General features: G+C 60.8%; 21 protein-coding genes. 8 read left to right on the top strand and 13 right to left on the bottom strand.

From position 1 onward, the window contains the following. Window positions 1–165: 165 nt before the first annotated feature. The 3 genes from ACZ0AZ_RS11475 to orn form a co-directional block, all read right to left on the bottom strand. Window positions 166–1,197, bottom strand: coding sequence for a hypothetical protein (locus ACZ0AZ_RS11475; RefSeq protein ID WP_129998192.1), 1,032 nt, complete (start codon window positions 1,195–1,197; stop codon window positions 166–168). 171 nt (window positions 1,198–1,368) lie between these two features. Beyond that, on the bottom strand, window positions 1,369–1,983 hold the full coding sequence (locus ACZ0AZ_RS11470; RefSeq protein WP_186547712.1) for a trimeric intracellular cation channel family protein: 615 nt from the start codon (window positions 1,981–1,983) through the stop codon (window positions 1,369–1,371). A 109-nt stretch (window positions 1,984–2,092) separates the two neighbouring features. Further along, entirely contained in the window at window positions 2,093–2,635 is a 543-nt protein-coding gene (orn, locus tag ACZ0AZ_RS11465; RefSeq protein WP_039756832.1) for an oligoribonuclease, read from the bottom strand. A gap of 107 nt (window positions 2,636–2,742) precedes the next feature. Here orn and rsgA point away from each other — a divergent pair, with 107 nt between their 5' ends. The 3 genes from rsgA (at window position 2,743) to ACZ0AZ_RS11450 (ending at window position 5,511) form a co-directional block, all read left to right on the top strand. Beyond that, window positions 2,743–3,774 carry a small ribosomal subunit biogenesis GTPase RsgA gene (rsgA, locus tag ACZ0AZ_RS11460; RefSeq protein WP_024011360.1) on the top strand — a complete coding sequence of 344 codons (1,032 nt, stop codon included), beginning with the start codon at window positions 2,743–2,745 and terminating at the stop codon, window positions 3,772–3,774. 292 nt (window positions 3,775–4,066) lie between these two features. Further along, window positions 4,067–5,026 (top strand): caspase family protein, encoded by a 960-nt coding sequence (locus tag ACZ0AZ_RS11455; protein ID WP_129998193.1) that lies wholly within the window; start codon window positions 4,067–4,069, stop codon window positions 5,024–5,026. Next, window positions 5,026–5,511: a toll/interleukin-1 receptor domain-containing protein gene (locus tag ACZ0AZ_RS11450; protein ID WP_016771960.1), complete on the top strand. Its 486-nt coding sequence runs from the start codon at window positions 5,026–5,028 to the stop codon at window positions 5,509–5,511. Before ACZ0AZ_RS11455 ends, ACZ0AZ_RS11450 begins: the two co-directional genes overlap by 1 nt. Window positions 5,512–5,617: 106 nt before the next feature. Here ACZ0AZ_RS11450 and motB read toward each other — a convergent pair whose 3' ends face one another. Further along, the gene (gene motB, locus ACZ0AZ_RS11445; protein WP_039756828.1) at window positions 5,618–6,664 is read right to left on the bottom strand and encodes a flagellar motor protein MotB; all 1,047 of its coding nucleotides are present in this window, start codon (window positions 6,662–6,664) and stop codon (window positions 5,618–5,620) included. A 3-nt stretch (window positions 6,665–6,667) separates the two neighbouring features. Continuing rightward, entirely contained in the window at window positions 6,668–7,519 is an 852-nt protein-coding gene (gene motA / locus ACZ0AZ_RS11440) for a flagellar motor stator protein MotA (RefSeq protein ID WP_024011357.1), read from the bottom strand. Between the two features lie 166 nt (window positions 7,520–7,685). On the opposite strand from motA, the gene ACZ0AZ_RS11435 reads away from it, so the two are divergent. From ACZ0AZ_RS11435 to ACZ0AZ_RS11420, 4 genes are all read left to right on the top strand, one after another. Continuing rightward, window positions 7,686–9,224, top strand: coding sequence for an HDOD domain-containing protein (locus ACZ0AZ_RS11435; RefSeq protein WP_039756826.1), 1,539 nt, complete (start codon window positions 7,686–7,688; stop codon window positions 9,222–9,224). A 42-nt stretch (window positions 9,225–9,266) separates the two neighbouring features. Continuing rightward, window positions 9,267–10,100: a thiosulfate sulfurtransferase gene (gene rhdA, locus ACZ0AZ_RS11430; protein ID WP_129998194.1), complete on the top strand. Its 834-nt coding sequence runs from the start codon at window positions 9,267–9,269 to the stop codon at window positions 10,098–10,100. Beyond that, window positions 10,100–10,960 (top strand): archaetidylserine decarboxylase, encoded by an 861-nt coding sequence (gene asd, locus ACZ0AZ_RS11425; RefSeq protein WP_024011354.1) that lies wholly within the window; start codon window positions 10,100–10,102, stop codon window positions 10,958–10,960. Before rhdA ends, asd begins: the two co-directional genes overlap by 1 nt. Before the next feature lie 66 nt (window positions 10,961–11,026). Next, window positions 11,027–12,775 carry a molecular chaperone gene (locus tag ACZ0AZ_RS11420; RefSeq protein ID WP_463537396.1) on the top strand — a complete coding sequence of 583 codons (1,749 nt, stop codon included), beginning with the start codon at window positions 11,027–11,029 and terminating at the stop codon, window positions 12,773–12,775. A gap of 104 nt (window positions 12,776–12,879) precedes the next feature. Here ACZ0AZ_RS11420 and serB read toward each other — a convergent pair whose 3' ends face one another. Further along, window positions 12,880–14,094, bottom strand: coding sequence for a phosphoserine phosphatase SerB (gene serB, locus ACZ0AZ_RS11415; protein WP_463537395.1), 1,215 nt, complete (start codon window positions 14,092–14,094; stop codon window positions 12,880–12,882). Between the two features lie 134 nt (window positions 14,095–14,228). Between serB and ACZ0AZ_RS11410 the strand changes: the two genes are divergently transcribed. After that, on the top strand, window positions 14,229–15,740 hold the full coding sequence (locus ACZ0AZ_RS11410) for an AhpA/YtjB family protein (protein WP_129998198.1): 1,512 nt from the start codon (window positions 14,229–14,231) through the stop codon (window positions 15,738–15,740). Window positions 15,741–15,971: 231 nt separating this feature from the next. On the opposite strand, the gene ACZ0AZ_RS11405 is transcribed toward ACZ0AZ_RS11410, so the two are convergent. From ACZ0AZ_RS11405 to cpdA, 7 genes are all read right to left on the bottom strand, one after another. Then, a complete protein-coding gene (locus ACZ0AZ_RS11405) occupies window positions 15,972–16,682 on the bottom strand; it encodes a PqiC family protein (RefSeq protein WP_039756820.1) in 711 nt (236 codons plus the stop codon). A gap of 185 nt (window positions 16,683–16,867) precedes the next feature. Further along, window positions 16,868–19,132, bottom strand: coding sequence for a DNA topoisomerase IV subunit A (parC, locus tag ACZ0AZ_RS11400; protein WP_024011349.1), 2,265 nt, complete (start codon window positions 19,130–19,132; stop codon window positions 16,868–16,870). Between the two features lie 7 nt (window positions 19,133–19,139). Continuing rightward, entirely contained in the window at window positions 19,140–19,664 is a 525-nt protein-coding gene (locus ACZ0AZ_RS11395; protein ID WP_016771968.1) for a retropepsin-like aspartic protease family protein, read from the bottom strand. Then, the gene (locus ACZ0AZ_RS11390) at window positions 19,661–20,650 is read right to left on the bottom strand and encodes an esterase-like activity of phytase family protein (protein WP_123443957.1); all 990 of its coding nucleotides are present in this window, start codon (window positions 20,648–20,650) and stop codon (window positions 19,661–19,663) included. Before ACZ0AZ_RS11390 ends, ACZ0AZ_RS11395 begins: the two co-directional genes overlap by 4 nt. Further along, on the bottom strand, window positions 20,650–22,557 hold the full coding sequence (gene parE, locus ACZ0AZ_RS11385; RefSeq protein ID WP_024011346.1) for a DNA topoisomerase IV subunit B: 1,908 nt from the start codon (window positions 22,555–22,557) through the stop codon (window positions 20,650–20,652). Before parE ends, ACZ0AZ_RS11390 begins: the two co-directional genes overlap by 1 nt. A gap of 41 nt (window positions 22,558–22,598) precedes the next feature. Beyond that, a complete protein-coding gene (locus ACZ0AZ_RS11380; RefSeq protein ID WP_463537394.1) occupies window positions 22,599–23,207 on the bottom strand; it encodes a YqiA/YcfP family alpha/beta fold hydrolase in 609 nt (202 codons plus the stop codon). Window positions 23,208–23,379: 172 nt separating this feature from the next. Beyond that, the gene (gene cpdA, locus ACZ0AZ_RS11375) at window positions 23,380–24,195 is read right to left on the bottom strand and encodes a 3',5'-cyclic-AMP phosphodiesterase (protein ID WP_463537393.1); all 816 of its coding nucleotides are present in this window, start codon (window positions 24,193–24,195) and stop codon (window positions 23,380–23,382) included. Window positions 24,196–24,283 lie beyond the last annotated feature (88 nt).

The raw sequence follows: 24,283 nt of genomic DNA, 5'->3' as shown, positions 1-24,283 counted from the left end.
AGTGGTTGCGTTGGCCGCTCATTGCTGCGGGGCCAACGCGAGACATCAGAAAACGCAGGTGGCGCGCATCCTGATAATTGGACATGGCAGCTTATCTACAGACGCAATGTCCAACGCATATACTTTTATTGCATCCGCCGACATTGCATCGGGGAATGATCAGACTCAGCCTCGTTGTAGATACAAATTTCGCTCGTAAAAATCCACACGAATCGACAGTTTATGCTCGGTACCGTATTCATCGATGGCGATGAAGAAAAGTACGCCCCCATATTTCCGCGCTGTTGTATTTTCCGAATATTCGGATAGCGCCTGCACGATGGTCAATTCTCCGTCGCTCTGAGTTATTACTTTATAATGCTTATGACTCCATGTTTGCGCATCTCTGGTAAAGGTGTATACAAACGGATCGCCATTAACAGGCAACGTTACAGTGATACTTGAATTTTCGGGGCGTACAAAAATGCAGTCCATATAATTCGTTTTTATTTCATTAAGACGGTTACCGCCGGCAAAATTATGATTTTCGCCCTCTTTTACGCCCTCTACAATCCAGTCAACCAGCCTGACCTGCTTCCCGCCCGGATAGAGGCCTAAATGGTACTTCCAGATTCGATTGCCGGGCGACTCATTGCCAATCCTGGTTTGATACAACCGAAACACACCATCAACAGAATACGTCGCAGGAGTTTCTGCTTCGATAGTTACACTGCTGTCATGGACACTGGAGAGTGTGGTTCCGTTGCTGAGAATTCTCTCGCCGTTCAGAAACAGTCGAGCACCGATCTGAGTCGCTCCTGCGCTCGATGAGGACACCCAGAATGTGCGAACCTGAGGGTGAACGCTGTCATCGTCCATATCATCAGCTATCTCCCCGACAGACGTTGCGGATCGGGCCTCGACGGTGAATCGACCCTGCACGTTGCTTGCAGCCCAGCCGTCGCGCAACGTCTTGCCGGTGGCGTAATGAATGAGCTCGATACTCTCCATCACATCTGTCGGGACATGCATGGCTTCGCCGTCAGCATTGACTCCGGAAACGAGTACTTGAACTTTTACCTGCATTCGACCGTTAGCGAAAAGTGCCCTGCTCTGGGCATTATCACTGGCATCGAACTTGACTTTAAAACTGGCAAGACCCGCAAGAACAGGCGCAGTAATTTGGTGATTATTTGTAGCGTCCATGCTTTCACTCATAATGCAGATCCTTCAAAGGAATGATTTATAGCGACATAGGGAATATGTCAGCAAAAAAACTACATTCTTGGCAGGGAAATATCAAAGAGCAAAATGTAAGAATATACGCACGCCGGGCGCCAGCGAATAACCTGGCTTCGCCGCACTACATTCAGAGTACCACCACCGCGGTCAATGTTCGTCGTTATAGACGAACTTCGGCATTTCCCAATGAAAACGAATGGCCAGCAGACGCAACAAGAATCCGCCAAACAAAGTGATCAGAATGGCTTGTTCACCCGGCACATTCAGATAAAGACACAACATGTAGCACCACGCAGCGGCAAACGAGACGCTGGCGTAAAGTTCGCGACGAAAAATCAACGGAATATCGTTGCAGAAGATATCGCGAAGAATGCCGCCAAAGACGCCGGTGATCACACCGCTGACCGACGCCACCAGCATACCGTGGCCCATCTCCAGAGCGGTCATGCAACCGATCAAGGTGAATGCCACCAGGCCCACCGCGTCGAGTACCAGAAACAGCGAGCGCAGGTGGCGCATCCAGCGTGCGGTGAACACGGTGAACATCGCCGCCACCGACGTCAGCACCAGATACTCCGGGTGTTTGACCCAGGTCAGCGGATAGTGCCCGAGCAGCACGTCGCGCACTGAACCGCCACCGAGCGCGGTGATGCAGGCGATCAGCACCACGCCAAACCAATCCATGCCGCGTCGTCCGGCGGACAGCGCGCCAGTCATGGCTTCGGCGGTGATGGCGATCAGATAGAGCATCAGCAACATGATGGCAGTCCAGGCAGGAAGGCGCGCAGTCTAGCCATTTCAGCGCCGCACCAGAAGAGGGCGCGCCTTTCGCGAGCAGGCTCGCGAAGGCGTAAAGCCGAATGCCGCTCCCTCAGAACTTGATGAAGTGCTTGCGGTAGTGCTGCAGCTCGGCAATCGATTCGCGGATGTCATCCAGCGCCAGGTGGGTGCTGCCCTTCTTGAAGCTGTCACGCACATCCGGCGCCCAGCGCGCGGCCAGTTCCTTGAGCGTGGAGACGTCGAGGTTGCGATAGTGGAAGTAGCTTTCCAGTGCCTTCATGTGGGTATAAAGGAAGCGACGGTCCTGGCAGATGCTGTTGCCGCAGATCGGCGATTTGCCCTTCGGCACCCACTTCTCAAGGAAGGCGATGGTTTGCGCCTCGGCTTCGGCCATGCTGATGCGGCTGTCACGTACACGCTGGGTCAGGCCGGAATTGCCGTGGGTGCGGGTATTCCACTCGTCCATGCGCGCGAGTACTTCGTCGCTGTGATGGATAGCGATCACCGGGCCCTCGGCCAATGTATTCAGCTCACTGTCAGTGACGATGGTGGCCATTTCGATGATGACGTCGTTATCCGGGTCCAGACCGGTCATTTCCAGGTCGATCCAGATCAGGTTCTGCGGGTTTTGCATATTCGGGCTCCTAGGCAATGCTGCGCAGTTTAGCCTAGGCCGGTAGCCGGGCGTGCTAAACTCGCGGCCGTTTTACCTAATCGCTGCATTCTTCAGACGGAACACCCATGGCCAAACGCCAACTCAATCGTCGTCAAAACTGGCGCATCGAAAAGATTCAGGGCGAGCGCGCCGCACGCGCCGCCAAACGCGAGTCCTCGGCGGTCGAAGCCCTCGAGGGCGGCGACCTCGGCCCTGAACAGCACGGCCTGGTGATCGCGCACTTTGGCGTGCAGGTCGAAGTCGAAGCTGTTGACGGCGAACTCGCCGGTCAAGTGTTCCGCTGCCACTTGCGCGCCAACCTGCCGGCGCTGGTCACCGGCGACAAAGTGGTCTGGCGCGCCGGCAACCAAGGCATTGGCGTAATCGTCGCGCAACTGCCGCGCAGCACCGAACTGTGCCGTCCCGACAGCCGTGGCCAGCTCAAGCCGGTTGCCGCCAACGTCGACATGATCGTCATCGTCTTCGCGCCGCTGCCCGAGCCGCACGCCAACCTGATCGACCGCTATCTGGTCGCCGCTGAACACGCTGGCATCCGCCCTCTGCTGCTGCTGAACAAATTCGACCTGATCGATGAGCAGAACGCCCCGGCACTGAACGCGTTGCTGGCGGTGTACCGCACGCTGGGTTATCCGGTGCTGGAAGTCTCGGCGCACCACGGCGACGGCATGGAGCAGTTGCAAAAGCAGCTCGACGGGCGCATCAGCGTATTCGTCGGCCAGTCCGGCGTTGGCAAGTCGTCGCTGGTCAACAGCTTGTTGCCGGAAGTCGAAACCCGTGTCGGGCCGTTGTCCGAGCTGTCCGGTCAGGGCACGCACACCACCACCACTGCGCGGCTGTTCCATTTCCCCGGAGGCGGTGAACTGATCGATTCCCCGGGCATCCGCGAATTCGGTCTGGGCCACGTCAGCCGCGCCGACGTCGAAGCCGGTTTCATCGAGTTCGACGACCTGCTCGGCACTTGCCGTTTCCGCGACTGCAAGCACGACCGCGAACCGGGTTGCGCCCTGCTCAAGGCGCTGGAAGACGGGCGCATCCAGCAGCAACGCATGAACAGCTATCGCTCGATCATCGCCAGCCTGCCTGAAAACGGCTATTAAACAGCCACGCCGGCAGCCCTGCACGATGGGCTGCCGATTGTTGGACTGCATCTGACTCACGCCCCTCCTCCTTAAACATCAGCCTCGTCTGTAGGCTTTTGCGCGCCTGCTTGCAGGACATTTCTGTTTTGCCGCGCAGACCTTGTAGGCCCGCGCCAGCGGCCTACATTCGTTTCCTCCTTCGCTCACAGCGACACTCGAGGAAAGCCATGCAAACCTGCGTTTTGTTCTTCATCCATTCGTCTTGCTGCACCGACTTCGGCACGATCCGCCTGCCCACGGTGGTGTAACCATGCGCAAGGCACTGTTTATCGGCATCAATGACTATGCCCATATTTCCGGGCTGAGCGGTTGCTGCAACGACGCCATGGCCATGGCTTCGGTGCTGAAAACCAACGCCAACGGCGATCCCAACTTCAAGAATGTCTTGTTGACGTCCGCCGAGGATTATCTGAGCCGGCAAAAACTCGAAGACCAGATTCGCGAGTTGTTTTCCGGTGACTGCAACGTCGCCCTGCTGTATTTCGCCGGCCATGGCAGTTTCGACGCCGACACTGACGAAGGCATGTTGATCGCGCAAGACTACCGTAACGCCAAGGACGGCATCCGCATCACCGACATCCTCAACTGGGCGGACAAGGCCACGCGGATCAAAAACAAAGTGATCATCCTCGACTGCTGCGAAAGCGGTTCGGCCGGCGAAGTGCGCGCTTTGCGCAGCGAGAGCAGTATGGTCGGCGAGGGCATGACCATTCTCACCGCCTGCAAAAAAGCCGAGCCCGCGCTGGAGGGCGCGCAGCACGGTGTGTTCACCGGCCTGCTCCTGCAAGCGCTGCATGGCGGCGCGGCGAATATCCTCGGCAAAATCACCCCCGGCAGCCTGTACTCCTTCGTCGACAACGCCCTCGGACCGTGGGAACAGCGCCCGGTGTTCAAGACCAATGTTTCGCAGTTCATTTCCTTGCGCGAAGTCTCGCCGCTGATCCCCAAGGACATCCTGCGCAAATTGCCGGACTGGTTCGTCGAAGCCGAATCGGTCTTCCCGCTCGACCCCAGCTACGAACCCACCGAAAAGGCATTCGCACCCAAGCACGGCGAGATCTTCGCCCAGTTGCAGAAGTGCAATCGTCACAGCCTGATCGAGCCGGTCGACGCCGAGCACATGTACTACGCCGCCCTCAACTCCACCGGCTGCCGCCTCACGGCACTCGGCGCCTATTACCGCGAACTCGCCCTCAAAGGACATTTCTGATGCCAGTCTTCATCAGCTACCGCCACATGGATCGCGCCCATGCGATCGCCATCAACACCCGCCTGACCCAGGCGAAAATCAGGACTTACCTCGACGTGCTGGATCCGGAATCGCAGACCACCGACGACATCACCGGGGTCATTACCCGCAACATCACCGAGTGCACGCATCTGCTGGCGGTGGTATCGGAGAAGACTGCGCAGTCCTGGTGGGTGCCGTTCGAAATTGGCGAGGCGACGATCAGCAACCGGCGGATCTGTACGTTCAAGACGGGGCCGGCGCAATTGCCGATCTATCTGGACAAGTGGCCGAAGCTGAGCACGGCCAGCGACCTGGATTTCTTTATCGATGCGTATCGTGATGAGGTGTCGAACAAGCGGTCGATGGCGCTGGATTCGATCAGCGAATCGGTCAAAGGGGCTTACAAGCGCGATGCGGAGATGTTTCATGAACAGTTGAAGAACCGGATTCGTCGGGGATTCTGAGACTGTGCCGGCCTGTCCCCGATTATTTTAGCAACGCTAAGAAAATGGTCAGGGGCATGAACCGATAGCCACAAAAAAGCCGACATCACTGTCGGCTTTTTTTCACTTACTGCTTCGGCGCAGGCGCTGGTGCTGCACTCCCCGGCTCAGCCGGTTTCGGCGCCGCATCGTCAAACAGATTCAAGCGCTCGCGCAACTCATGCGCTGGCACCGGCTGTTTGTCCGCCGGCAACGCATTAGGATCAACCGGGGCTGCCGGAGCAGCACCGTTCTGACCCTGATCTGCCGGTTTCGCCGCCTCAGGACCCTGCGCACCTTCTATGGCAGCCTGGGCTTTCTTGGTCAGCACGACAATGTCGATCCGGCGGTTAACCGGGTTGAACGGGTTTTCCCGATCGAACAACGCCGACGAGGCATAACCGACCACCCGCGCGACCTGCGCATCCGGATAGCTGCCCGCGACCAGAGCACGGCGAGCCGCGTTGGCACGGTTGGCCGACAGCTCCCAGTTGCCGTAATCGCCAGTGCCGATGTACGGCTTGGCGTCGGTGTGGCCGCTGATGCTGATCTTGTTCGGCACCGCTTTGATGGTGTCGGCCATGGCCAGCAGGATGTCTTCGAAGTACGGTTTCAGGCGTGCGGAACCGGAGTCGAACATCGGCCGGTTCTCGGCATCCATGATCTGGATGCGCAGGCCGTTCGGGGTAATTTCGAAAAGGATCTGATCCTTGAATTTCTGCAGTTGCGGATTTTCGTCGACCTTGTTCTGCAGTTCTTGCAGCAGCAGTTCGAGACGCTCCTTCTCGACCTGCTCGGCCATGCCTTCAACCTGTTCGGTGTCGACCGTGACCTTGTCCGGTTGCGGCTGCGACTTCACTTCCGGATTGAGGGTGTTTTCCGGCGCCAGGGTCGGTGTACCACCCAAGTCGATGATGTACGGCGTGCCGCTTTCGGAGAAGCCGACCGGGTCCTTGAAATAACCGGCGATGGCGATCTTCTGTTCCGGCGTAGCGGTGGACAGCAGCCACAGCACCAGGAAGAACGCCATCATCGCCGTGGCAAAGTCGGCGAAGGCGATTTTCCACGCCCCGCCGTGGTGCCCGGCGGCAATGCGCTTGACGCGCTTGACGATGATCGGCTGATTATTTTCCATGACTTAGCGACCGCGAACCGCTTGTTCCAGCTCGGCGAAGCTTGGACGGTGCGCCGGATATAGAACCTTGCGCCCGAACTCGACCGCCAGCGACGGCGGCATGCCGGACGCCGAAGCCACCAGCGAGGCCTTGATGGCTTCGTAGACGTTGAGCTCTTCCTTGGCATCGTGGGCCAGGGAATGCGCCAGCGGACCGAAGAAACCGTACGCCGCGAGGATACCGAAGAAGGTACCGACCAGTGCCGCACCCACGTGCAGACCGATCGACGCCTGGTCACCCTCGCCCAGCGAGGCCATGGTCACCACGATACCGAGTACCGCCGCAACGATACCGAAACCGGGCATGCCGTCGGCGATGCCGTTGACGGCGTGCGATGGGTGCTCGAGGTCTTCCTTGAGGCTGTACAGCTCCATGTCGAACAGGCCTTCGAGTTCGTGCGGAGCCATGTTGCCGGAGGACATGATGCGCAGATAGTCGCAGACAAACGCAGTCATGCGTTCATCCTTGAGCACGGCCGGGTACTTGGCAAAAATCGGGCTCGCGGCGGCATCTTCGATGTCGCCTTCGATCGCCATCATGCCTTCGCGGCGGCTCTTGTTGAGGATCTCGTAGATCAGCCCGAGCACCTCCAGGTAGAAGGTATGGGTGAAGCGCGAACCGAACATGCTCAGGGATTTCTTGAGCACGTGCATCGTCATGTAACCGGGGTTGGCCTGGAGGAAGGCGCCGAGGGCCGCACCGCCGATGATCATCACCTCGAAAGGCTGGATCAGGGCGGCAATCTTGCCGTGGGAGAGCACGTATCCGCCGAGCACGCTCGCGAATACGACGATGATGCCGATAATTTTAGCCATAGGTAGAAGGTACTTGTTTAAGTCGGGTTCAAGGTCATATTCGGAAGTTAAAAAATCTCTTCTTCTACTTATCGGCAAAACTGCGCCAGACTATAGCCAGTTCAGGCGAAAAGCCAATTTAGCCCATGCCGGGCGCGTCTACAGTCAGTGAAGATCTCGTCCAGACATGGCTAATGAAACGAACGTCCCACACGCAAAACCGACCACCCTCGACGGCTGGGTCAAGCTGCTCGACAGCGTCCTCCTGCCCGTACCACAAGAGGCTCACGACAAAGTCTGCCGAGCGATCCGCGACAACCGCAGCTCGCTGCGCGACATCGCCGATCTGATGCAGGACAGCCCGGCGCTGGCCTTGAGCATCATCCGCGAGGCGAATCGTCACACTCACGGCACCATGGCCGCGCCAGCGGAAAATCTCGAGGTGGCAATCAATCGCCTGGGCCTGGCGCGCACCGAAGAATTGCTCGCGCGCCTGCCCGCCGAACCGCACCGGCAGATTCCCAAGGCCTTGCGCCAATTGCAGCTGATCAGCCAACACGCGACACAACAGGCCAACGGTTTTTTCGCCAGTCGCCTGGCGCGGCTGTGGCAGGACATCCACTGGGGCAGCTTGCTGTTTTTGTCGCCGCTGTGGCCGTTGGCACTGACCTATCCGCAGTTGCTCGAAGAGTGGGAACTGCGAGTTATCCACAAGGGCGAATCGGCGGGGGTCGTCGAAAAGCAGTTGTTCGGCGTGCGCCTGTTGAGGATTGCCGAGGCACTGGTCCAGGCCTGGCATCTGCCGATCTGGGTCGAGCAAGGCTACAAATTGCTGCTCAGTGAACAACGCGAACTGGTCAAAGTGCTGCGCATTGCCCGCGACAGCGAACACCCGCTGCGCCAGCAGAATCGCCTCGACGACGACCCGACACTGCGGCGCTGGCTCAACCAGCCGGCGAATACCGTGCTGCTCGCCAACGGCCTGGCGCTGTCGGCGCAACAGGCCTGGGACAGTCTGCACAGCAAGCGCTGGCAGTACCTGACCAGCCTGTATCTGCAGATTTCCATGGACGAAGTGCAGCAACAGTTGCACCAGCAAGCGGCGAACAGCGCGCGTCAGCATGCAATGCCCGATCTGTGGCACCCGGCGGTTTCACTGATTTGGCCGTGGGGCACTCGTCGCTTGCCGGCCGGCATGCTCCCGGCCGCAGCGCCGAATGCGGATGATCTGAGCCAGTGGCGTCGGCAATGCGCCGAACTCCTCGCCGAGCCCAGCCGCTTCACCAATGCCATGAGCCTGACCGTCGCCGCCCGCGAGGCACTGGTGGCCAGCGGCATGCGCCGGGTGATGATTCTGATGGCCGACCGCACACACACGACCCTGCGCGTGCACCAGACCGCCGGTTTGCCGAAGGATGCGGCGGCGCTGAGTTTTGCCGTCAGCCAGAGCAAAGTCCTGCAACGCCTGCTCGCTCAGCAGGCGCAGGTGCGGATCTCGCCGGAGAACAACGCGCAATTCTCGGCCTTGTTACCGGCGAGCCTGCGCACGCTGTTTCGCGGGGAGCACTTATTCCTGCGCTCACTGGTGAATAACGGCCGGGTGATCATGATCGTCGTTGCCGATCAGGGCGGCGGGCCGTTCGCCGACATCACCGTACAAGCCTTCGGCAAAACCGCGCAGTGCATCGAAAAAGCCCTGCACAGCTTTAGCAGCCGTGGCCAATGAGCCTGCGCTACAATCCTCCCCTTTGTGCTCTGGAGACCTCACATGTCTGACTTCTCTGGCTTGTCGCTTGTCATCGAGCCGAGCGACCTGCTGCCGCGTCTGGAGTCCCCGGAACTGATCCTGGTGGACCTGACCAGCCCTGCCCGGTATGCCGAAGGTCACTTGCCCGGCGCACGTTTTGTCGACCCGAAACGCACCCAGCTCGGCCAGCCACCGGCGCCGGGTTTGATGCCGGCGAAAGCCGATCTGCAAGCGCTGTTCGGCGAGCTCGGCCATCGCAAAGACGCGGTCTACGTCGTGTATGACGATGAGGGCGGCGGCTGGGCCGGACGCTTCATCTGGCTGCTCGATGTCATCGGCCATGACAAGTACCACTATATAGATGGTGGCCTGCCGGCCTGGCTGGCAGACGGAATGCCGATGTCGATCCAGGTACCACCCGTAGTCGGCGGCCCGGTCTCGCTGACCCTGCACGACGAACCGACCGCCACCCGCGAATACCTGCAAAGCCGTCTCGGCGCGGCCGATCTGGCGATCTGGGACGCGCGTGGGCCGCTGGAATATTCCGGCGAGAAAGTCCTCGCAGCCAAGGGCGGACACATCCCCGGCGCGGTCAATTTCGAATGGACCGCGGGCATGGACCCGGCGCGTCAGTTGCGCATCCGCAGCGACATGCCGCAGATCCTCGAAAACCTTGGGATCACCAAGGACAAGGAAATCATTACCCACTGCCAGACCCATCACCGGTCGGGCTTCACTTATCTGGTGGCCAAATCCCTCGGTTATCCGCGGGTCAAGGGCTACGCCGGTTCATGGGGCGAATGGGGCAACCACCCTGACACGCCTGTCGAGATTCAAGGTTTTAAGGACAACTAATGAAAGAGCGTCTGTTTATCCTCAGTCAGTACCTGCTGCCGCATCACCTGCTGTCGCGCCTGGCCGGCTGCATCGCCGAATGCCGCGTGCGCTGGTTCAAGAATGCCTTCACCCAATGGTTTGCCAAGCGTTATCAAGTGGACATGTCGCAAGCGCTGGTCGAAGACCTCACCGCTTACGAGCACTTCAACGCGTTCTTCACGCGCGCCCTGAAAGATGGCGCACGCCCACTGGACGAAACCCCGGGCGCGATCCTCAGCCCGGCCGACGGTGCGGTCAGCCAGCTCGGCCCGATCGAGCACGGTCGCGTGTTCCAGGCCAAGGGCCACAGCTTCAGCGTGCTCGAATTGCTCGGCGGTGATGCGGCCAACGCGGCGCCGTTCATGGGCGGCGACTTCGCCACCATTTACCTGTCGCCGAAGGACTACCACCGCGTGCACATGCCGCTGGCCGGCACCCTGCGCGAAATGGTCTACATCCCGGGGCGGATTTTCTCGGTGAACCAGACCACCGCCGAAAACGTTCCCGAGCTGTTCGCCCGCAACGAGCGTGTGGCGTGCATCTTCGATACAGAACGCGGGCCGATGGCCGTGGTGCTGGTTGGCGCGATGATTGTCGCTTCGATCGAAACCGTGTGGGCCGGTCTGGTCACACCACCAAAGCGCGAGCTGAAAACCTTCCGCTACGACGAAGCCGCACGCGCACCGATTCATCTGGAAAAAGGCGCGGAACTGGGGCGCTTCAAGCTCGGTTCAACGGCGATCGTGCTGTTTGGCCCGGATCAGGTGAAGTGGGCCGAAGAGCTGGTGGCCGGTTCGCCAGTGCAGATGGGCCAGGGTCTGGCACTGCCAAAAGCGTGACCCTGTTCGCGGAAGCAGCCAAGGCTGCTTCCGCAAACCGCGGCATTTGCTGCTATGGTTTTGCTCATGAGCCAGACCAACTTTTCTCCCAAGCTGCGCGCTCCGACTCCCACGCAAACGCGCCTGTCGTTCTGCGACGCCAGCCCGCGCGACCTCAAGCGCTGGATCGCCGGCCTGCCCAAGGCCAACATCGGCGAAACCGCCCGCCTGCTCTATCAAGGCCTCGGCGAACTGAACCTGTTGCTCACTCCTAGCGACAATCGCCTGCAACTCTTGGAACTGCTGCGGCCCGAGGTGTATTTCGTCTGCCAGCATCTGGAACGGCACTTTCTGCATCAGGCGATCATGCTCGACGAGCGTTCGCGCAAAGTCAGCAACCTGTGTCAGGCCCTGCAAGGCCAGTTGGCCATCGGCTATAAACAGATCGCCCTGCGTATCCTGCCCAAATACAGCAAGGATCGGGCGACATTGGTCAGCACCGCTTTGCAACGTGCCGCGCACGCGCTGAAGGCGCAACTGGTGCGTGCGACGCAGTTGTACAGTTCTCCACCCGAGCATGTGTGGTTCGAACTGCATCAACTGTATCGCAGCGCTTCTGAACTACAGCTGCAGCAACGGCGGCTGCGCGATGATCTGGCTTACCTGACCAGCGAACTGAGCGTCGAGCAAACCTACATCGCCGCTCTGCTATTGGGCAGCGCCCGTTGCAATCAATTGCGCCAGAGCCAGATCGCCCGGCTAGCGGAGGTGATCGAGCCGTGGAGCGCTCTGCTCAAGCTGCATCCCGGCAGCACCGACGACGGCTTGTTTGCGGTCAGTCCGGAACTCGATGTCGGCCCCCGCTACCGCAAGATGTTTCGCAGCGAACAACAGAGCGGGCTGCTGGGCTTCGATCCGCAGCCACTGGTCAGACAGCTCGAAACGCACTTTCAGCACCAGCCGACCTCGACACCTTTGCCTGTCTCCGCCGGTCTCAGCCTCGATACCCTGCAACATCTCCACGCCACTTGGGGCCAGGCTGCGGAACGCAGCTTTCAGCGTATCGCCGGCCAAGGCTCATTGACTGTGTGTGTCGGCATGAGCGCCCTGCACTTCTACCTCGGCGGCGAGCGCACCTTCAGCGAGTTGCTCAAACATCCCGGTGCCCGCGCGGCGAATTTCAGCAGCGTGGTCGCTCAAGGTGAAAAAGACAGCTGGAGTCAAGCGTTCGACGCTGCGCCGCAAGGCAACGATGAGCTGTTGCCGTACGAGGAAATCCAGTACGACCAGTTGAGCGAGGACGATGGCCCCGGCAACGCACCGAACTATCCGACTTACGCCCTGCCGGTGATCAACCACAGCCCCGGCGGCTATTGCCTGGCCTGGCCGAGCGAGGTGCCGGCCGAATTGCAGGCCGGGGAAATGCTCGGCATTCAGGACAGCGAGAGCAAAGGCTGGAGCATTGCGGTGATTCGCTGGATCCGCCAGGTGCGGGGCAGCGGCACGCAGATGGGCATCGAACTGGTCGCGCCACACGCGCAGCCGTGCGGTTTGCAACTGGTACGGACGAAAGACGATCACAGCCAGTATTTGCGCGGCTTGCTGCTGCCGGAAATCAGTGCGATCGATGTGCCGGCCACCTTACTCGCGCCGCGTCTGCCGTTTCAGGAAGGCAACAAGGTGTTGATCAACACTCAGGGCGAGGAACACCGCGCCGGGCTGGATCGGCGGGTGGCGAGTACGCACAGTTTCAACCAGTTCGCCTATCGCTCGCTGGATCCTGCGCACAATGGCGGGGGCGAGGAGGATTTTGATTCGTTGTGGAATTCGCTCTAGACCGAGGCGCGGCCTTCGCGAGCAGGCTCGCTCCCACACAGGAATGAGGTTTCCCGTGGGAGCGAGCCTGCTCGCGAAGAGGCCAGATCAGCTTATCTGAGATCTCAGAGCTGCCCGTCACGATCGCGGAAACCCAGCAGATACAACACACCATCGAGCCCCAATGTTGAAATCGCCTGCTTCGCCGACTGCTTGACCAGAGGTTTGGCGCGGAACGCCACGCCCAGTCCGGCGATCGCCAGCATCGGCAAATCGTTGGCGCCGTCGCCGACGGCAATGGTCTGCTCCAGACGCAGACCTTCCTTGTGCGCCAATTCCTTGAGCAAGTCAGCCTTGCGCTGCGCATCGACAATCGGCTCGACCGCCACACCGGTGCACTTGCCGTCGACCACTTCCAGCTCGTTGGCGAACACGTAGTCGATGCCAAGCCTGGCCTGCAGTTGCTTGGCGAAATAAGTGAAGCCGCCGGACAGGATGGCGGTTTTGTAGCCGAGCCGTTTGAGTTCGGCGAACAGGGTTTCTGCGCCTTCGGTCAGGCGCAGCGAGGCGCCGATCGAGTCGAGCACGCTGACGTCGAGGCCCTTGAGCAGCGCCAGACGCTCCTTGAAGCTGGCGCGGAAATCCAGTTCGCCGGCCATCGCGCGCTCGGTGATTTCCGAAACCCGATCACCCACGCCGGCCGCCTTGGCCAGCTCATCGATGACTTCCGCTTCGATCAGCGTCGAGTCCATGTCGAACACGGCCAGACGTCGGTTGCGACGGAACAGCGAATCTTCCTGAAAGGCGATATCGACGTTCAATTCCTGGGCAACGCTGAGGAATTCGGCGCGCAGGGCCTGCGGATCGGCAGCTTCGCCGCGCACGGAAAACTCGATGCAACCCTTGCCCTCGTCGGCCGGCGTGTCCAGCGGCATGCGCCCCGACAGACGGTCGATATGGTCAATGTTCAGGCCATATTTGGCGGTGATCGCGCTGACGGCCTGCAATTGGCCGGCAGTGACCTTGCGCGTCAGCAGGGTGACGATATGGCGTTTCTTGCCCTGATTGCCCACCCACTGCTGGTAATCCTCTTCGGACACCGGGGTGAAGCGCACTTGCTGATCCAGTTCGTAGCCCTTGAACAAGATGTCCTTGAGCACCGATTTGCCCTGCTCGGAATCGGGAATTTCAACCAGGATGCCAAACGACAGGGTGTCGTGGATCACCGCCTGACCGATGTCGAGAATGTTCACACCACCTTGTGCCAGAACACCGGTGATGGCCGCCGTCAGACCCGGACGGTCGACTCCCGTGATGTTAATCAGGACGATTTCGCGCAACGCGCACCCCCGCAACTGGAAAAAAACCGCATTCTACCCACTTTCAGTGACCATCGGGCACCGCGAGCGCTTTGCCGGTCTGGGGCCTGTCGCTATACTGCGCGTCAACTTCACGGACAAAGAGCCGAGCTCAAGTGAACCGGCCCACGCCAGTCAAAACCGATAACTTCTTCCTGCTGATCTTCCGTGCACTGCGCCACCGCCGTGTACCGATTGCATTGCGCATTGCCAGCCACAACGTGATCCTGGTCGCTCTGGCCCTGGTGATCTATGCCGGGGTGATGGGGCTGCAATTCAAGCAGGCCATGCACGAGCAGGCCGATGCGCTGGGCGAAAGCCTGACCACGCAGACCGCCACCTCCGCCACCGAGCTGCTGGTGTCCAACGACATCCTCAGCCTCAACGTGCTGCTCAACAACCTGACCAAGAACAAACTGGTCGCCCACGCGGCGATCTACAGCGTGGACAACCGCATCCTCGCCGAGTCCGGTCAGCGTCCCAAGCACAGCCTGCTGGGCGAAGCCGAGGGCATGTACGAGAGCAAGATCACTTTCCAGGACGTGACCGCCGGGCAACTGCGCATCAGCCTGGACATGGATCAGTTCCAGCAGCCGATGACGATCAGCCTGCAAAGCATGGGCATTCTGAGCGCGATTCTGCTGGCACTGTCGCTGGCTCTGAGCCTGCGCATGGGCCGTTATCTGTCGACGCCACTGCTGCAATTGCGTGTGTGGCTGCGCCGCATCGACGCGCATACACCGGGCATCGATCGTCAGGATGAAATCGGTGATCTGGCGCGCCAGCTGCACGCCAGCTACGCCCCGGAACCGGAGCCTGAGCCCGAACCCGAGCCGGAATTCGCCGAGGAAGAAGACGAGCCGGAATTCGAGGTGCGTAATCTGCGCGATCCAAGCTTCGACGAAAGCCGCCCGCTGGCCGCGAAGAAACCGGCCCCGCGTCACTTGGTCAGCACCGTCGAAGACGATGACGATGATGACGCCTTCGCCGACCTGCGCGACGAGTCGCTCACCAGCGCCGCACAACCGCTCACGCGCAAACCGACGCCTGACGTGCCACAGCACACCGCCGTACTGGCCGTGCAACTGGGCTCGCAGGAACAATTGCGCCGTTTGCCTCGCGCACGTCTGGAAGAATTGCAGGAACGCTATCGCGACTGCCTCGAACAGGCCGCTTCGCTGTATCAGGGCGAAATCGAAACCCTCAACGATGGCAGCACGCTGTTGCTGTTCCACACCGAAGATTGCGGCGACGATTACCTGACCAATGCCATCTGCTGCGGCGAATTGCTGCGCGCACTCGGTCACCAGTTGCAGATCGAGGTCGCGGACAGCGGCATCACCCTGCAATTGCAGCTGGGCCTGACCTTGGGCGATGAGCTGTTTGGCCTGAGCCAGATTGATCTGCTGCTGACCGATTCGGCCCAGGATGCACTGGCCTTGTCGCAGCACAGCCGCAATCTCTTGCTGGTCGAGCGCAAGATCAGCGATGACGCGCTGATCCGGCAGCGCGCGCGGATCCGGCCGATCGCCAGCCCCGAGGGCGCTTGCTGTGTGGAGCGGTTGATGGAGCCTTATCCATCGATGCTGGAGCGGCAACTGGCGCGGATGCATGAGCGCCGGGCGTAAGGCTTAGGCCAGATACGCAAAAGCCCGCAGATGAGTGATTGTCTGCGGGCTTTTTGTTGCCTGTACTGGCCCCTTCGCGAGCAGGCTCGCTCCCACAGGGCCTGCACGTCGCCGATCAAATGTGGGAGCGAGCCTGCTCGCGAAGGGGCCAGCGCTGAAGACGAATAATCTCTGCCCCCCAGACACAACAAAGCCCGCACAAGGCGGGCTCTGTTCTGACTCGTTCCGCCCTCAGAAGCGAAACACTTCCATATCGGTACGGATCGGCGAGGCCATTGGAATCTTCGGTTGCTTCTCGGCATCCGCCGCCGGCGCTGCGGGCTTCGGCGCAGCTTTGCGCGGTGCCTCGGCCACGGGCGGCTGGTTGGCCAGAGGCTTGAGCGCCACCGACAATTGCTCGGCCAGACGCTGCAACAGGATGCCTTGTGCCTGCACCTGCGAAGCGGTGCTGCCGGCGTGCAGCTCCTGCAGATGAATGATGCGGTTATCGCGCACCTTGCCTCGACGATCGATCAAACGCCATTGCGCATCGAGAATAGCCGGTTGTTTCGCCCCGGAATCCAGACGAGTGATGGTCAGCAGCACTTGCACATCCGGGGTGAACCCGGCAGTAGCAGGCGCCAGCACTACACGCTGGCTGTCCAGATGACCAGCCACCTGACGCATCAGCAACTGATCGATATCCGACGAAAGGCTGCCAGCCCAACGACCGTCGGTCGCCGCTTGCAGGCTGCCGTCGGGTTGACGTTGCAACAGGGTTTCGCGTTGCAGGTAATCGGCCACTACCACTGGCCCCAGCAAAACCGCCATGCCCGCGCTTTGCGCAGGCTGAACCGGACTTCCACTGTCCAGTTGATACAGCGACACCGGCTGGTGAACGCTGCAACCCGCCAGGCCAAGAACGCCGGCGAGCAACAAAATAAGGGGGCGTAGAGCAGTCATCATCCCGTCCAGGTGGCCGCCACAAGGCTGACCACAGTGAAAATACTCAATAAATATGAAGAACGCTCGGCCACGCCGGCGCTTGAAAGGCCATATCATCCGTGAATATGCGTTCCGACTCCAGCGCCAAAGCGTCGATCTACGCGTTTAATCGCAGATCGAACGCTCTAGGAAGGCGTTCTCGCCTAATTGAGGTTTTCGACGAGCAGCGCATCGACCCGTTGGAAGCCCCGCGGGAGTTTGTTTCCGCGCCGTCCACGCTCACCTTTGTAGTGCTCGAGGTCGTCGGCTTTCAGTGACAGAGTCCGTTTGCCAGCCTGCAACACCAGGGTGGCGCCTTCCGGCAGAACGGCGATGTCCGTGACATATTCTTCGCGACTGGCCACGCGCTCACCGGAAATACCGATGATCTTGTTGCCTTTGCCCTTACCTAATTGTGGCAGATCACTGATTTTGAAGATCAGCAGGCGACCTTCGGTCGTGACCGAGGCCAGCCAGTTCTGCTCACGATCGGCGACAGGGCGCGGCGCGATGACCTTGGCGTTGTTCGGCAAGCTCAACAGCGCTTTGCCGGCCTTGTTCTTCGCTTGCAGGTCTTCACCTTTGACCACGAAGCCGTAACCGGCATCGGAGGCAATAACGTACAGCGCATCGTCTTCGGGCATCAGCACGCATTCGAATGAAGCGCCCGGTGGCGGCGTCAGACGGCCGGTCAACGGTTCGCCCTGACCACGGGCCGACGGCAAGGTATGCGCAGCGACCGAATAGCTGCGGCCGGTGGAGTCGATGAACACGGCAAACTGGTTGGAGCGCCCCGCCGCCGAGGTCTTGAAGCCATCGCCGGCCTTGTACGACAGACCGGTGGCGTCGATGTCATGGCCCTTGGCCGAACGCACCCAGCCTTTTTCCGACAGCACGACAGTGACTTTCTCGTTCGGCAGCAGGTCGTGCTCGCTCAACGCCTTGGCTTCGGCGCGCTCGACGATTGGCGAGCGGCGGTCGTCGCCGTAGGTTTCGGCGTCTTTGAGCAGCTCGGTGCGCACCAGTTTCTTCAGCTTCGCTTCGCTGCCCAGCAGGGCTTGCAGCTTGGCTTGTTCCTTGAGCAGTTCGTCCTGCTCGTCGCGCAGCTTCATCTCTTCCAGTCGCGCCAACTGGCGCAAGCGGGTGTCGAGGATGTAGTCGGCCTGGATCTCGCTGAGGGCGAAACGCTCGATCAGCTTGGCTTTCGGATGCTCCTCGGTACGGATGATGTGAATCACTTCATCCAGGTTGAGGTAGGCAATCAGCAAACCATCCAACAGGTGCAGGCGACGCTCGACCTTGTCGAGGCGGAATTGCAGGCGGCGACGCACGGTCAGCACGCGGAACTCCAGCCATTCGACCAGCAGCGCACGCAGGTTTTTCAGCTGCGGCTTGCCGTCCAGACCGATGATGTTGACGTTGACCCGGTAGGTCGACTCCAGCTCGGTGCTGGCGAACAGGTGCTGCATCAGCGCTTCGTGATCGACGCGGCTGTTGACCGGGATGATCACGATGCGGCACGGGTTTTCGTGGTCGGATTCGTCACGCAGATCGGCGATCTGCGGCGCTTTCGACGGTTTGGCCTGCATCAGCGCGGCGATCTGCTCCAGCACTTTGGCGCCGGAGACCTGATGCGGCAGCGCGGTAACGATGATGTCGCCATCCTCGACGTGGTACACGGCGCGCATGCGCACCGAGCCCTTGCCGGTTTCGTACATTTTCAGCAGGTCGGCACGCGGCGTGATAATTTCCGCTTCGGTCGGATAGTCCGGCCCCTGAATGTGTTCGCAGAGCTGCTCGACCGTGGCTTTCGGCTCATCGAGCAGACGCACGCAGGCGGTGGCGACTTCACGCAGGTTGTGCGGCGGCACGTCGGTGGCCATGCCCACGGCGATACCAGTGGTGCCGTTGAGCAGAATGTTCGGCAGGCGCGCTGGCAACACCAGCGGTTCCTGCAGGGTGCCGTCGAAGTTCGGCCCCCAGTCAGCGGTGCCCTGGCCCAGTTCGCTGAGCAGCACTTCGGAATAGCGCGACAGCCGCGCTTCGGTGTAACGCATGGCGGCGAAGGACTTGGGATCGTCCGGCGCACCCCAGTTGCCCTGGCCGTCGACCAGCGTGTAGCGATAGCTGAACGGCTGCGCCATCAGCACCATCGCTTCGTAGCACGCCGAATCGCCGTGGGGGTGGAACTTGCCGAGCACGTCACCGACGGTACGCGCCGATTTCTTGTGCTTGGAATCAGCGTCCAGCCCCAGTTCGCTCATGGCGTAGACAATACGCCGCTGTACCGGCTTCAGGCCGTCGCCGATATGCGGCAAGGCGCGGTCCATGATCACGTACATGGAGTAGTTGAGGTAGGCATTTTCGGTGAAGTCAGCCAGCGATCGGCGTTCTACACCGTCCAGGCTGAGATCAAGGGAGTCGCTCATGCGGGCCTCATCGGTTCGTTGTCTGGCGCAGCAGCATGGTGCCACCGCGCTGGGTAAATTCAAGTCTGTTCAGGGCGCTCATGCCGAGCAGCACCTGATCGCCATGCAGCCCCGGCGCCACCAGTGCGCGGACATCCCGCAGGACGATGTCGCCCAATTGCAGGCGGGCAATCTTCGTTCGATAGCCCTGGCTCAGGCCATTGGCCGTGCTCAGGGTCACGCCGAAACCTTCTTGCAGCTTCAAACGCTTGGCCAGATCCGCCGGGATCGCCACATCGGTGGCGCCGGTATCGAGCATGAACTCGACCGGTTCGCCGTTGATCTGGCCACTGGCGACAAAATGCCCTTGGGCATTGCTCGCCAGTTTCACTTCGATAAAACCTTCGCCCTGCTCCGACGTAACCACGATGTTCGGATTCTGCTGGCGCTGCTCCCACTGCCCAAAAAACTTCGTCGCAAGAAACAACGCCGCGCACCAGGCGAGGATCATCAACACCCGACCGGCACGCTTGCCCGGTGGCTGCTGGCTCATGGCCTGGCACTCCAGCCACCGTCCGGCGCGGCAAAGCGCCAGACCACCGGGCGGACTTCGCCATCAGCACGCGGGCCAAAATTGTTGTCGACGCCGATCCACGCACCTTCGGCATCAATGATCAGCGCTTCCTCCAGTCCGTAGTTCTGCGAGTAGCGACGTTTTTCCTGCAACAGTTCGCCGGCATACGACCAGCACTGCTCGACCTTGGCCGTCTGCGCATCGCGACGGCATATCTCGAAAGCGTTGCGTTCAAGGGTAAACAGCTTGCCGTTGAACAAGGAAATGTCGGAAAAGTCGCGATGAACCGCTTTCGCCTTGGGAAACTGTGGCGGCTGCATCTCCTTGCCGCCCTCACTGAGCAGCACGCAGCGACCGTCACAATCCCACACCGTCTGCTGGCGCTTGATCAGCAGCAAACCACGTTTTTGCCGTTCGGCGGCCAGCCATATCTGATCACCGGCCGGGTTGATCGCCAGGCCTTCGAAGATCGAATTGAACTTGAGCAGCAGGCCGCTCGCCCGCGCTTCGCGCACCAGCAGCGGCGAGATTTTCAGCCAGTTCGCCGGGCCACTGACAGGCACCTGCAACACCGCCGCATGGGCCTCACTGACGATGTAGCGATTGCCTACGCTGTCGCAACTGATGCCTTCGAAATCCAGATCGCCCCCACGAATGAACGACGCCGCCCAGGTACGCGAACTCAAGCCCCACGGCAGGCCGCTCTCCGGCACAGGCGGCACGTCGATGTGCACGGTTTGCGCCTGCCAGACCGGATCGCGGGTATCGAGCCGATAGATCTGCTCGTCATCGCGATCGGAAACCGTCCACAGCTCATTGCCGCACATGGCCAGACCCGACAGGTTACCGCCGCGCATGCCTTCGACCGGGTGTTCGGAAAGCAGCCGCAATTGTTGCAGCGGCTCGGCCGACACGCTCAGCGCACTCAGCAGCAACGCACCCGCCAAGGCCCAGCCAAACTGCATCAGGCCAGCACCTCGGCGAGGTTGCCTTTGGATTCCAGCCAGGATTTGCGGTCACCGGCGCGTTTCTTCGCCAGCAGCATGTCCATCATTTCCGAGGTTTCGGCGAAGTCTTCGCCCAGCGTCAACTGCACCAGACGCCGAGTGTTCGGGTCCATGGTGGTTTCACGCAGTTGCGGCGGATTCATTTCGCCCAGACCCTTGAATCGGGTGACCTGCGGCTTGCCGCGTTTCTTCTCGGCCACCAGGCGATCGAGAATACCGTCGCGCTCGGCCTCGTCGAGGGCGTAGTAAATCTCTTTGCCGAGGTCGATACGGTAAAGCGGCGGCATCGCCACATAGACGTGACCGGCATCCACCAGCGGGCGGAAGTGCTGGACGAACAGCGCACACAACAAAGTGGCGATGTGCAGACCGTCGGAGTCGGCGTCGGCGAGGATGCAGATCTTGCCGTAGCGCAGCTGGCTCATGTCCGCCGCGCCCGGATCGACGCCGATGGCCACGGCGATGTTGTGCACTTCCTGGCTGGCGAGCACTTCGCTGCCGTCGACTTCCCAGGTGTTGAGGATCTTGCCGCGCAACGGCAGGATAGCCTGGAACTCCTTGTCCCGCGCCTGTTTGGCCGAACCGCCGGCGGAGTCACCCTCGACCAGGAACAGCTCGGAACGCATCGGGTCCTGCCCGGCGCAGTCAGCCAGTTTGCCTGGCAGCGCCGGACCTTGGGTGACGCGTTTGCGCTCGACTTTCTTGCTCGCCTTGAGACGGCGGCCGGCGTTGTTGATCGCCAGTTCGGCCAGGGCCAGACCGGTCTCCGGGTTGGCGTTGAGCCACAGGCTGAAAGCGTCTTTCACCACACCGGAGACGAACGCCGCCGCTTCACGGGAAGACAGACGCTCTTTGGTCTGGCCGGAGAATTGCGGCTCCTGCATTTTCATCGACAAGACGAAAGCGATGCGCTCCCAGACGTCTTCCGGCGCGAGTTTCACGCCGCGCGGCAGCAGGCTGCGGAATTCGCAGAACTCGCGCATCGCATCGAGCAGGCCCTGACGCAGGCCGTTGACGTGCGTACCGCCCTGAGCGGTCGGGATCAGGTTGACGTAGCTTTCCTGCACCGCGTCGCCGCCTTCCGGCAGCCACAACAGTGCCCAGTCGACCGCTTCCTTATTACCGGCGAAAGCGCCGCAGAACGGCTCGTTTGGCAGACGTTCGAATTCGCTGACCGCATCGACCAGATAAGAGCGCAGGCCGTCTTCGTAATGCCACTCGACTTTCTCGCCGGTGCCTTTGTCTTCGAAGCTGACCAGCAGCCCCGGGCACAACACAGCCTTGGCCTTGAGCACGTGCTTGAGGCGGCTGATGGAGAATTTCGGTGAGTCGAAGTATTTCGGGTCCGGCGCGAAGTACACGCTGGTGCCAGTGTTGCGCTTGCCGACGGTGCCGACGATTTCCAGCTCGGAGGCCTTGAAGCCGTCCTTGAAGGTCATCTGGTATTCGTTGCCGTCACGTTTGACCCGTACGCGCACTTCGGTCGACAGCGCGTTGACCACGGAAATACCCACGCCGTGCAAGCCGCCGGAGAACTGGTAGTTCTTGTTGGAGAACTTGCCGCCCGCGTGCAGCTTGGTAAGGATCAGTTCAACACCGGACACACCTTCTTCCGGGTGAATGTCGACCGGCATGCCTCGGCCGTCGTCGCTGACTTCCAGCGAATGGTCGGCGTGCAGGATGACCTGCACCGATTTGGCGTGGCCGGCCAGGGCTTCGTCGACGCTGTTGTCGATGACTTCCTGGGCGAGGTGGTTCGGCCGACTGGTGTCGGTGTACATGCCGGGGCGTTTGCGCACCGGGTCGAGGCCCGAGAGGACTTCGATGGCGTCGGCGTTATAAGAACTAGCGCTGGGAGTGGCCATAAGGTCTCGTCGTCAGTCATTCATGAAAGAGGGGCAAGACTTCACAGCGTGGTGAAATCGATTGCCTGATACATATCGGCAGCCATGCCGGCAAAACTCAGCAACGCCGGCAATTGCCCGGCAAAGCCCTGGAAACTGTGGTCGCCGCCAGCCTGAATGCGCAGGGCACAGGCGCGGTAATACTGTTGGGCGAGGCGATAATCCAGCGTTTCGTCGCCGGTTTGCAACCAGACCTGATAACGCTGCGGATCCTGCGGTGCCGGCACTTCCAGCTCAGCCAGCGCCGTGACGTGGCCGTGGGTCAGTTCCCAGGTTTCATCGGTGTAGAGGTTCTTCTGCGTGCCCAGATAACCATCGAACATCCGGTGCGGGCTGACCGCCGGGTTGACCAGCAGGGCTTTCAGGCCATGGCGCTCGGCCAGGTGAGTCGCATAGTAGCCGCCGAGCGAACTTCCCACCAGCAACGGCCGGCCGAGCTCGGCGATTGCCTGCTCGAGCTGACCGATGGCTTCGCGCGGATGGTGATGCAGCGCCGGCACGCGCAATTGCTCGCTCAACCCCAGCCGCTCCATGACCGCGACCAGCTGACAGGCCTTCTTCGAGGCCGGCGCGCTGTTGAAACCGTGGATATAGAGGATCGAACCGGACATTTGAGCTCCCTGGCTGTCGGCGAAAGATAGCGGAGTTTACAGGGAGTCAGAGCAATCGTGGGTGTTTGTGCGGCCGCCTTCGCGAGCAGGTCGAAGCGTCGCACCGGCGCTCCCACAGGGAATCGCGTTTCAATGTGGGAGCGAGCCTGCTCGCGAAGAGGCCCGTATGGTCTCAGTAACCGTTGGAACCGTAATCAACCTGAAAATCGAATCCAGTCACGCGCTCAACCCCGGTTTCCAAACGCCCATCCGGCAACAACCGCAGCCAGCGATACCCCGGCGCCTGCTCGCCCACTTTGAAATCCGCACTGCCCGGCTCGAACTGGATGCACGTCGAAGGCGAAGCCATCAAGCGCACGCCATTGCGTTCGCGATCGATTTGCTGATGCACATGCCCCCATAACACCGCGCGAACCTGTGGGAAGCGATCCAGCACTTCAAAGAACGCTTCCGGGTTGCGCAGGCCGATCGGCTCCATCCACGCGCAGCCGATCGACACCGGATGATGATGCAGGCACACCAGATGATGACGCTCCGGCGCCTCGCTCAGCGCGCGGGCCAGCAGCTGCAACTGATCATCCTGCAGATAACCCGGCACCGAACCCGGCACCGCCGAATCCAGCATCGTCACCCGCCAATTGCCAATATCGACCACCGGCTCCAGTAGCGTGCTTTGCACCGCCGCCTCGGCCATGACCATCGGCTCGTCGTGATTACCGGGAATCCAGCGCGCCGGGGCATTGATCTGCGCGCTCATCTGGCGGAAGGCCTGATACGACTCCAGCGTGCCGTCCTGGGAAATATCTCCGGTCGCCAGCAGCAGATCGATCTGCGCCTGTTGCGCCAACACCAGGTCGATGACCTGTTGCAGGCTCTCGCGGGTCTTCATGCCCAGCAGCTTGCTGTGCGCTTCAGCGAACAGGTGGCTGTCGGACAACTGCACCAGCAGCGCCGGGTCGGCGCTGGTCAATGTCGATACGCTGGGCAAGGCGCTCTCCCGGGGCTAGGCACGCAATGGATGGATGCGGCAATTATGCTGGGGGATGACACAAAGGGGAAACCGTCGAAGCGGACGC

It is taken from the genome of Pseudomonas sp. AC239, from assembly GCF_979258545.1.
The sequence above is the reverse complement of the archived record's forward strand: the minus strand, read 5'-3'. Positions and strand labels throughout refer to the sequence as shown.

Bases quoted from the DNA above. Each gene is read 5' to 3' on its own strand.
- ACZ0AZ_RS11405 (WP_039756820.1), bottom strand. From the start codon at position 16,682: ATGACTGCTCTACGCCCCCTTATTTTGTTGCTCGCCGGCGTTCTTGGC.
- motA (WP_024011357.1), bottom strand. From the start codon at position 7,519: ATGGCTAAAATTATCGGCATCATCGTCGTATTCGCGAGCGTGCTCGGC.
- parC (WP_024011349.1), bottom strand. From the start codon at position 19,132: ATGAGCGACTCCCTTGATCTCAGCCTGGACGGTGTAGAACGCCGATCG.
- ACZ0AZ_RS11420 (WP_463537396.1), top strand. From the start codon at position 11,027: ATGAGCCAGACCAACTTTTCTCCCAAGCTGCGCGCTCCGACTCCCACG.
- ACZ0AZ_RS11475 (WP_129998192.1), bottom strand. From the start codon at position 1,197: ATGAGTGAAAGCATGGACGCTACAAATAATCACCAAATTACTGCGCCT.
- ACZ0AZ_RS11450 (WP_016771960.1), top strand. From the start codon at position 5,026: ATGCCAGTCTTCATCAGCTACCGCCACATGGATCGCGCCCATGCGATC.
- rhdA (WP_129998194.1), top strand. From the start codon at position 9,267: ATGTCTGACTTCTCTGGCTTGTCGCTTGTCATCGAGCCGAGCGACCTG.
- motB (WP_039756828.1), bottom strand. From the start codon at position 6,664: ATGGAAAATAATCAGCCGATCATCGTCAAGCGCGTCAAGCGCATTGCC.
- ACZ0AZ_RS11380 (WP_463537394.1), bottom strand. From the start codon at position 23,207: ATGTCCGGTTCGATCCTCTATATCCACGGTTTCAACAGCGCGCCGGCC.
- orn (WP_039756832.1), bottom strand. From the start codon at position 2,635: ATGCAAAACCCGCAGAACCTGATCTGGATCGACCTGGAAATGACCGGT.
- parE (WP_024011346.1), bottom strand. From the start codon at position 22,557: ATGGCCACTCCCAGCGCTAGTTCTTATAACGCCGACGCCATCGAAGTC.
- rsgA (WP_024011360.1), top strand. From the start codon at position 2,743: ATGGCCAAACGCCAACTCAATCGTCGTCAAAACTGGCGCATCGAAAAG.
- ACZ0AZ_RS11395 (WP_016771968.1), bottom strand. From the start codon at position 19,664: ATGAGCCAGCAGCCACCGGGCAAGCGTGCCGGTCGGGTGTTGATGATC.
- asd (WP_024011354.1), top strand. From the start codon at position 10,100: ATGAAAGAGCGTCTGTTTATCCTCAGTCAGTACCTGCTGCCGCATCAC.
- ACZ0AZ_RS11390 (WP_123443957.1), bottom strand. From the start codon at position 20,650: ATGCAGTTTGGCTGGGCCTTGGCGGGTGCGTTGCTGCTGAGTGCGCTG.
- ACZ0AZ_RS11435 (WP_039756826.1), top strand. From the start codon at position 7,686: ATGGCTAATGAAACGAACGTCCCACACGCAAAACCGACCACCCTCGAC.
- ACZ0AZ_RS11455 (WP_129998193.1), top strand. From the start codon at position 4,067: ATGCGCAAGGCACTGTTTATCGGCATCAATGACTATGCCCATATTTCC.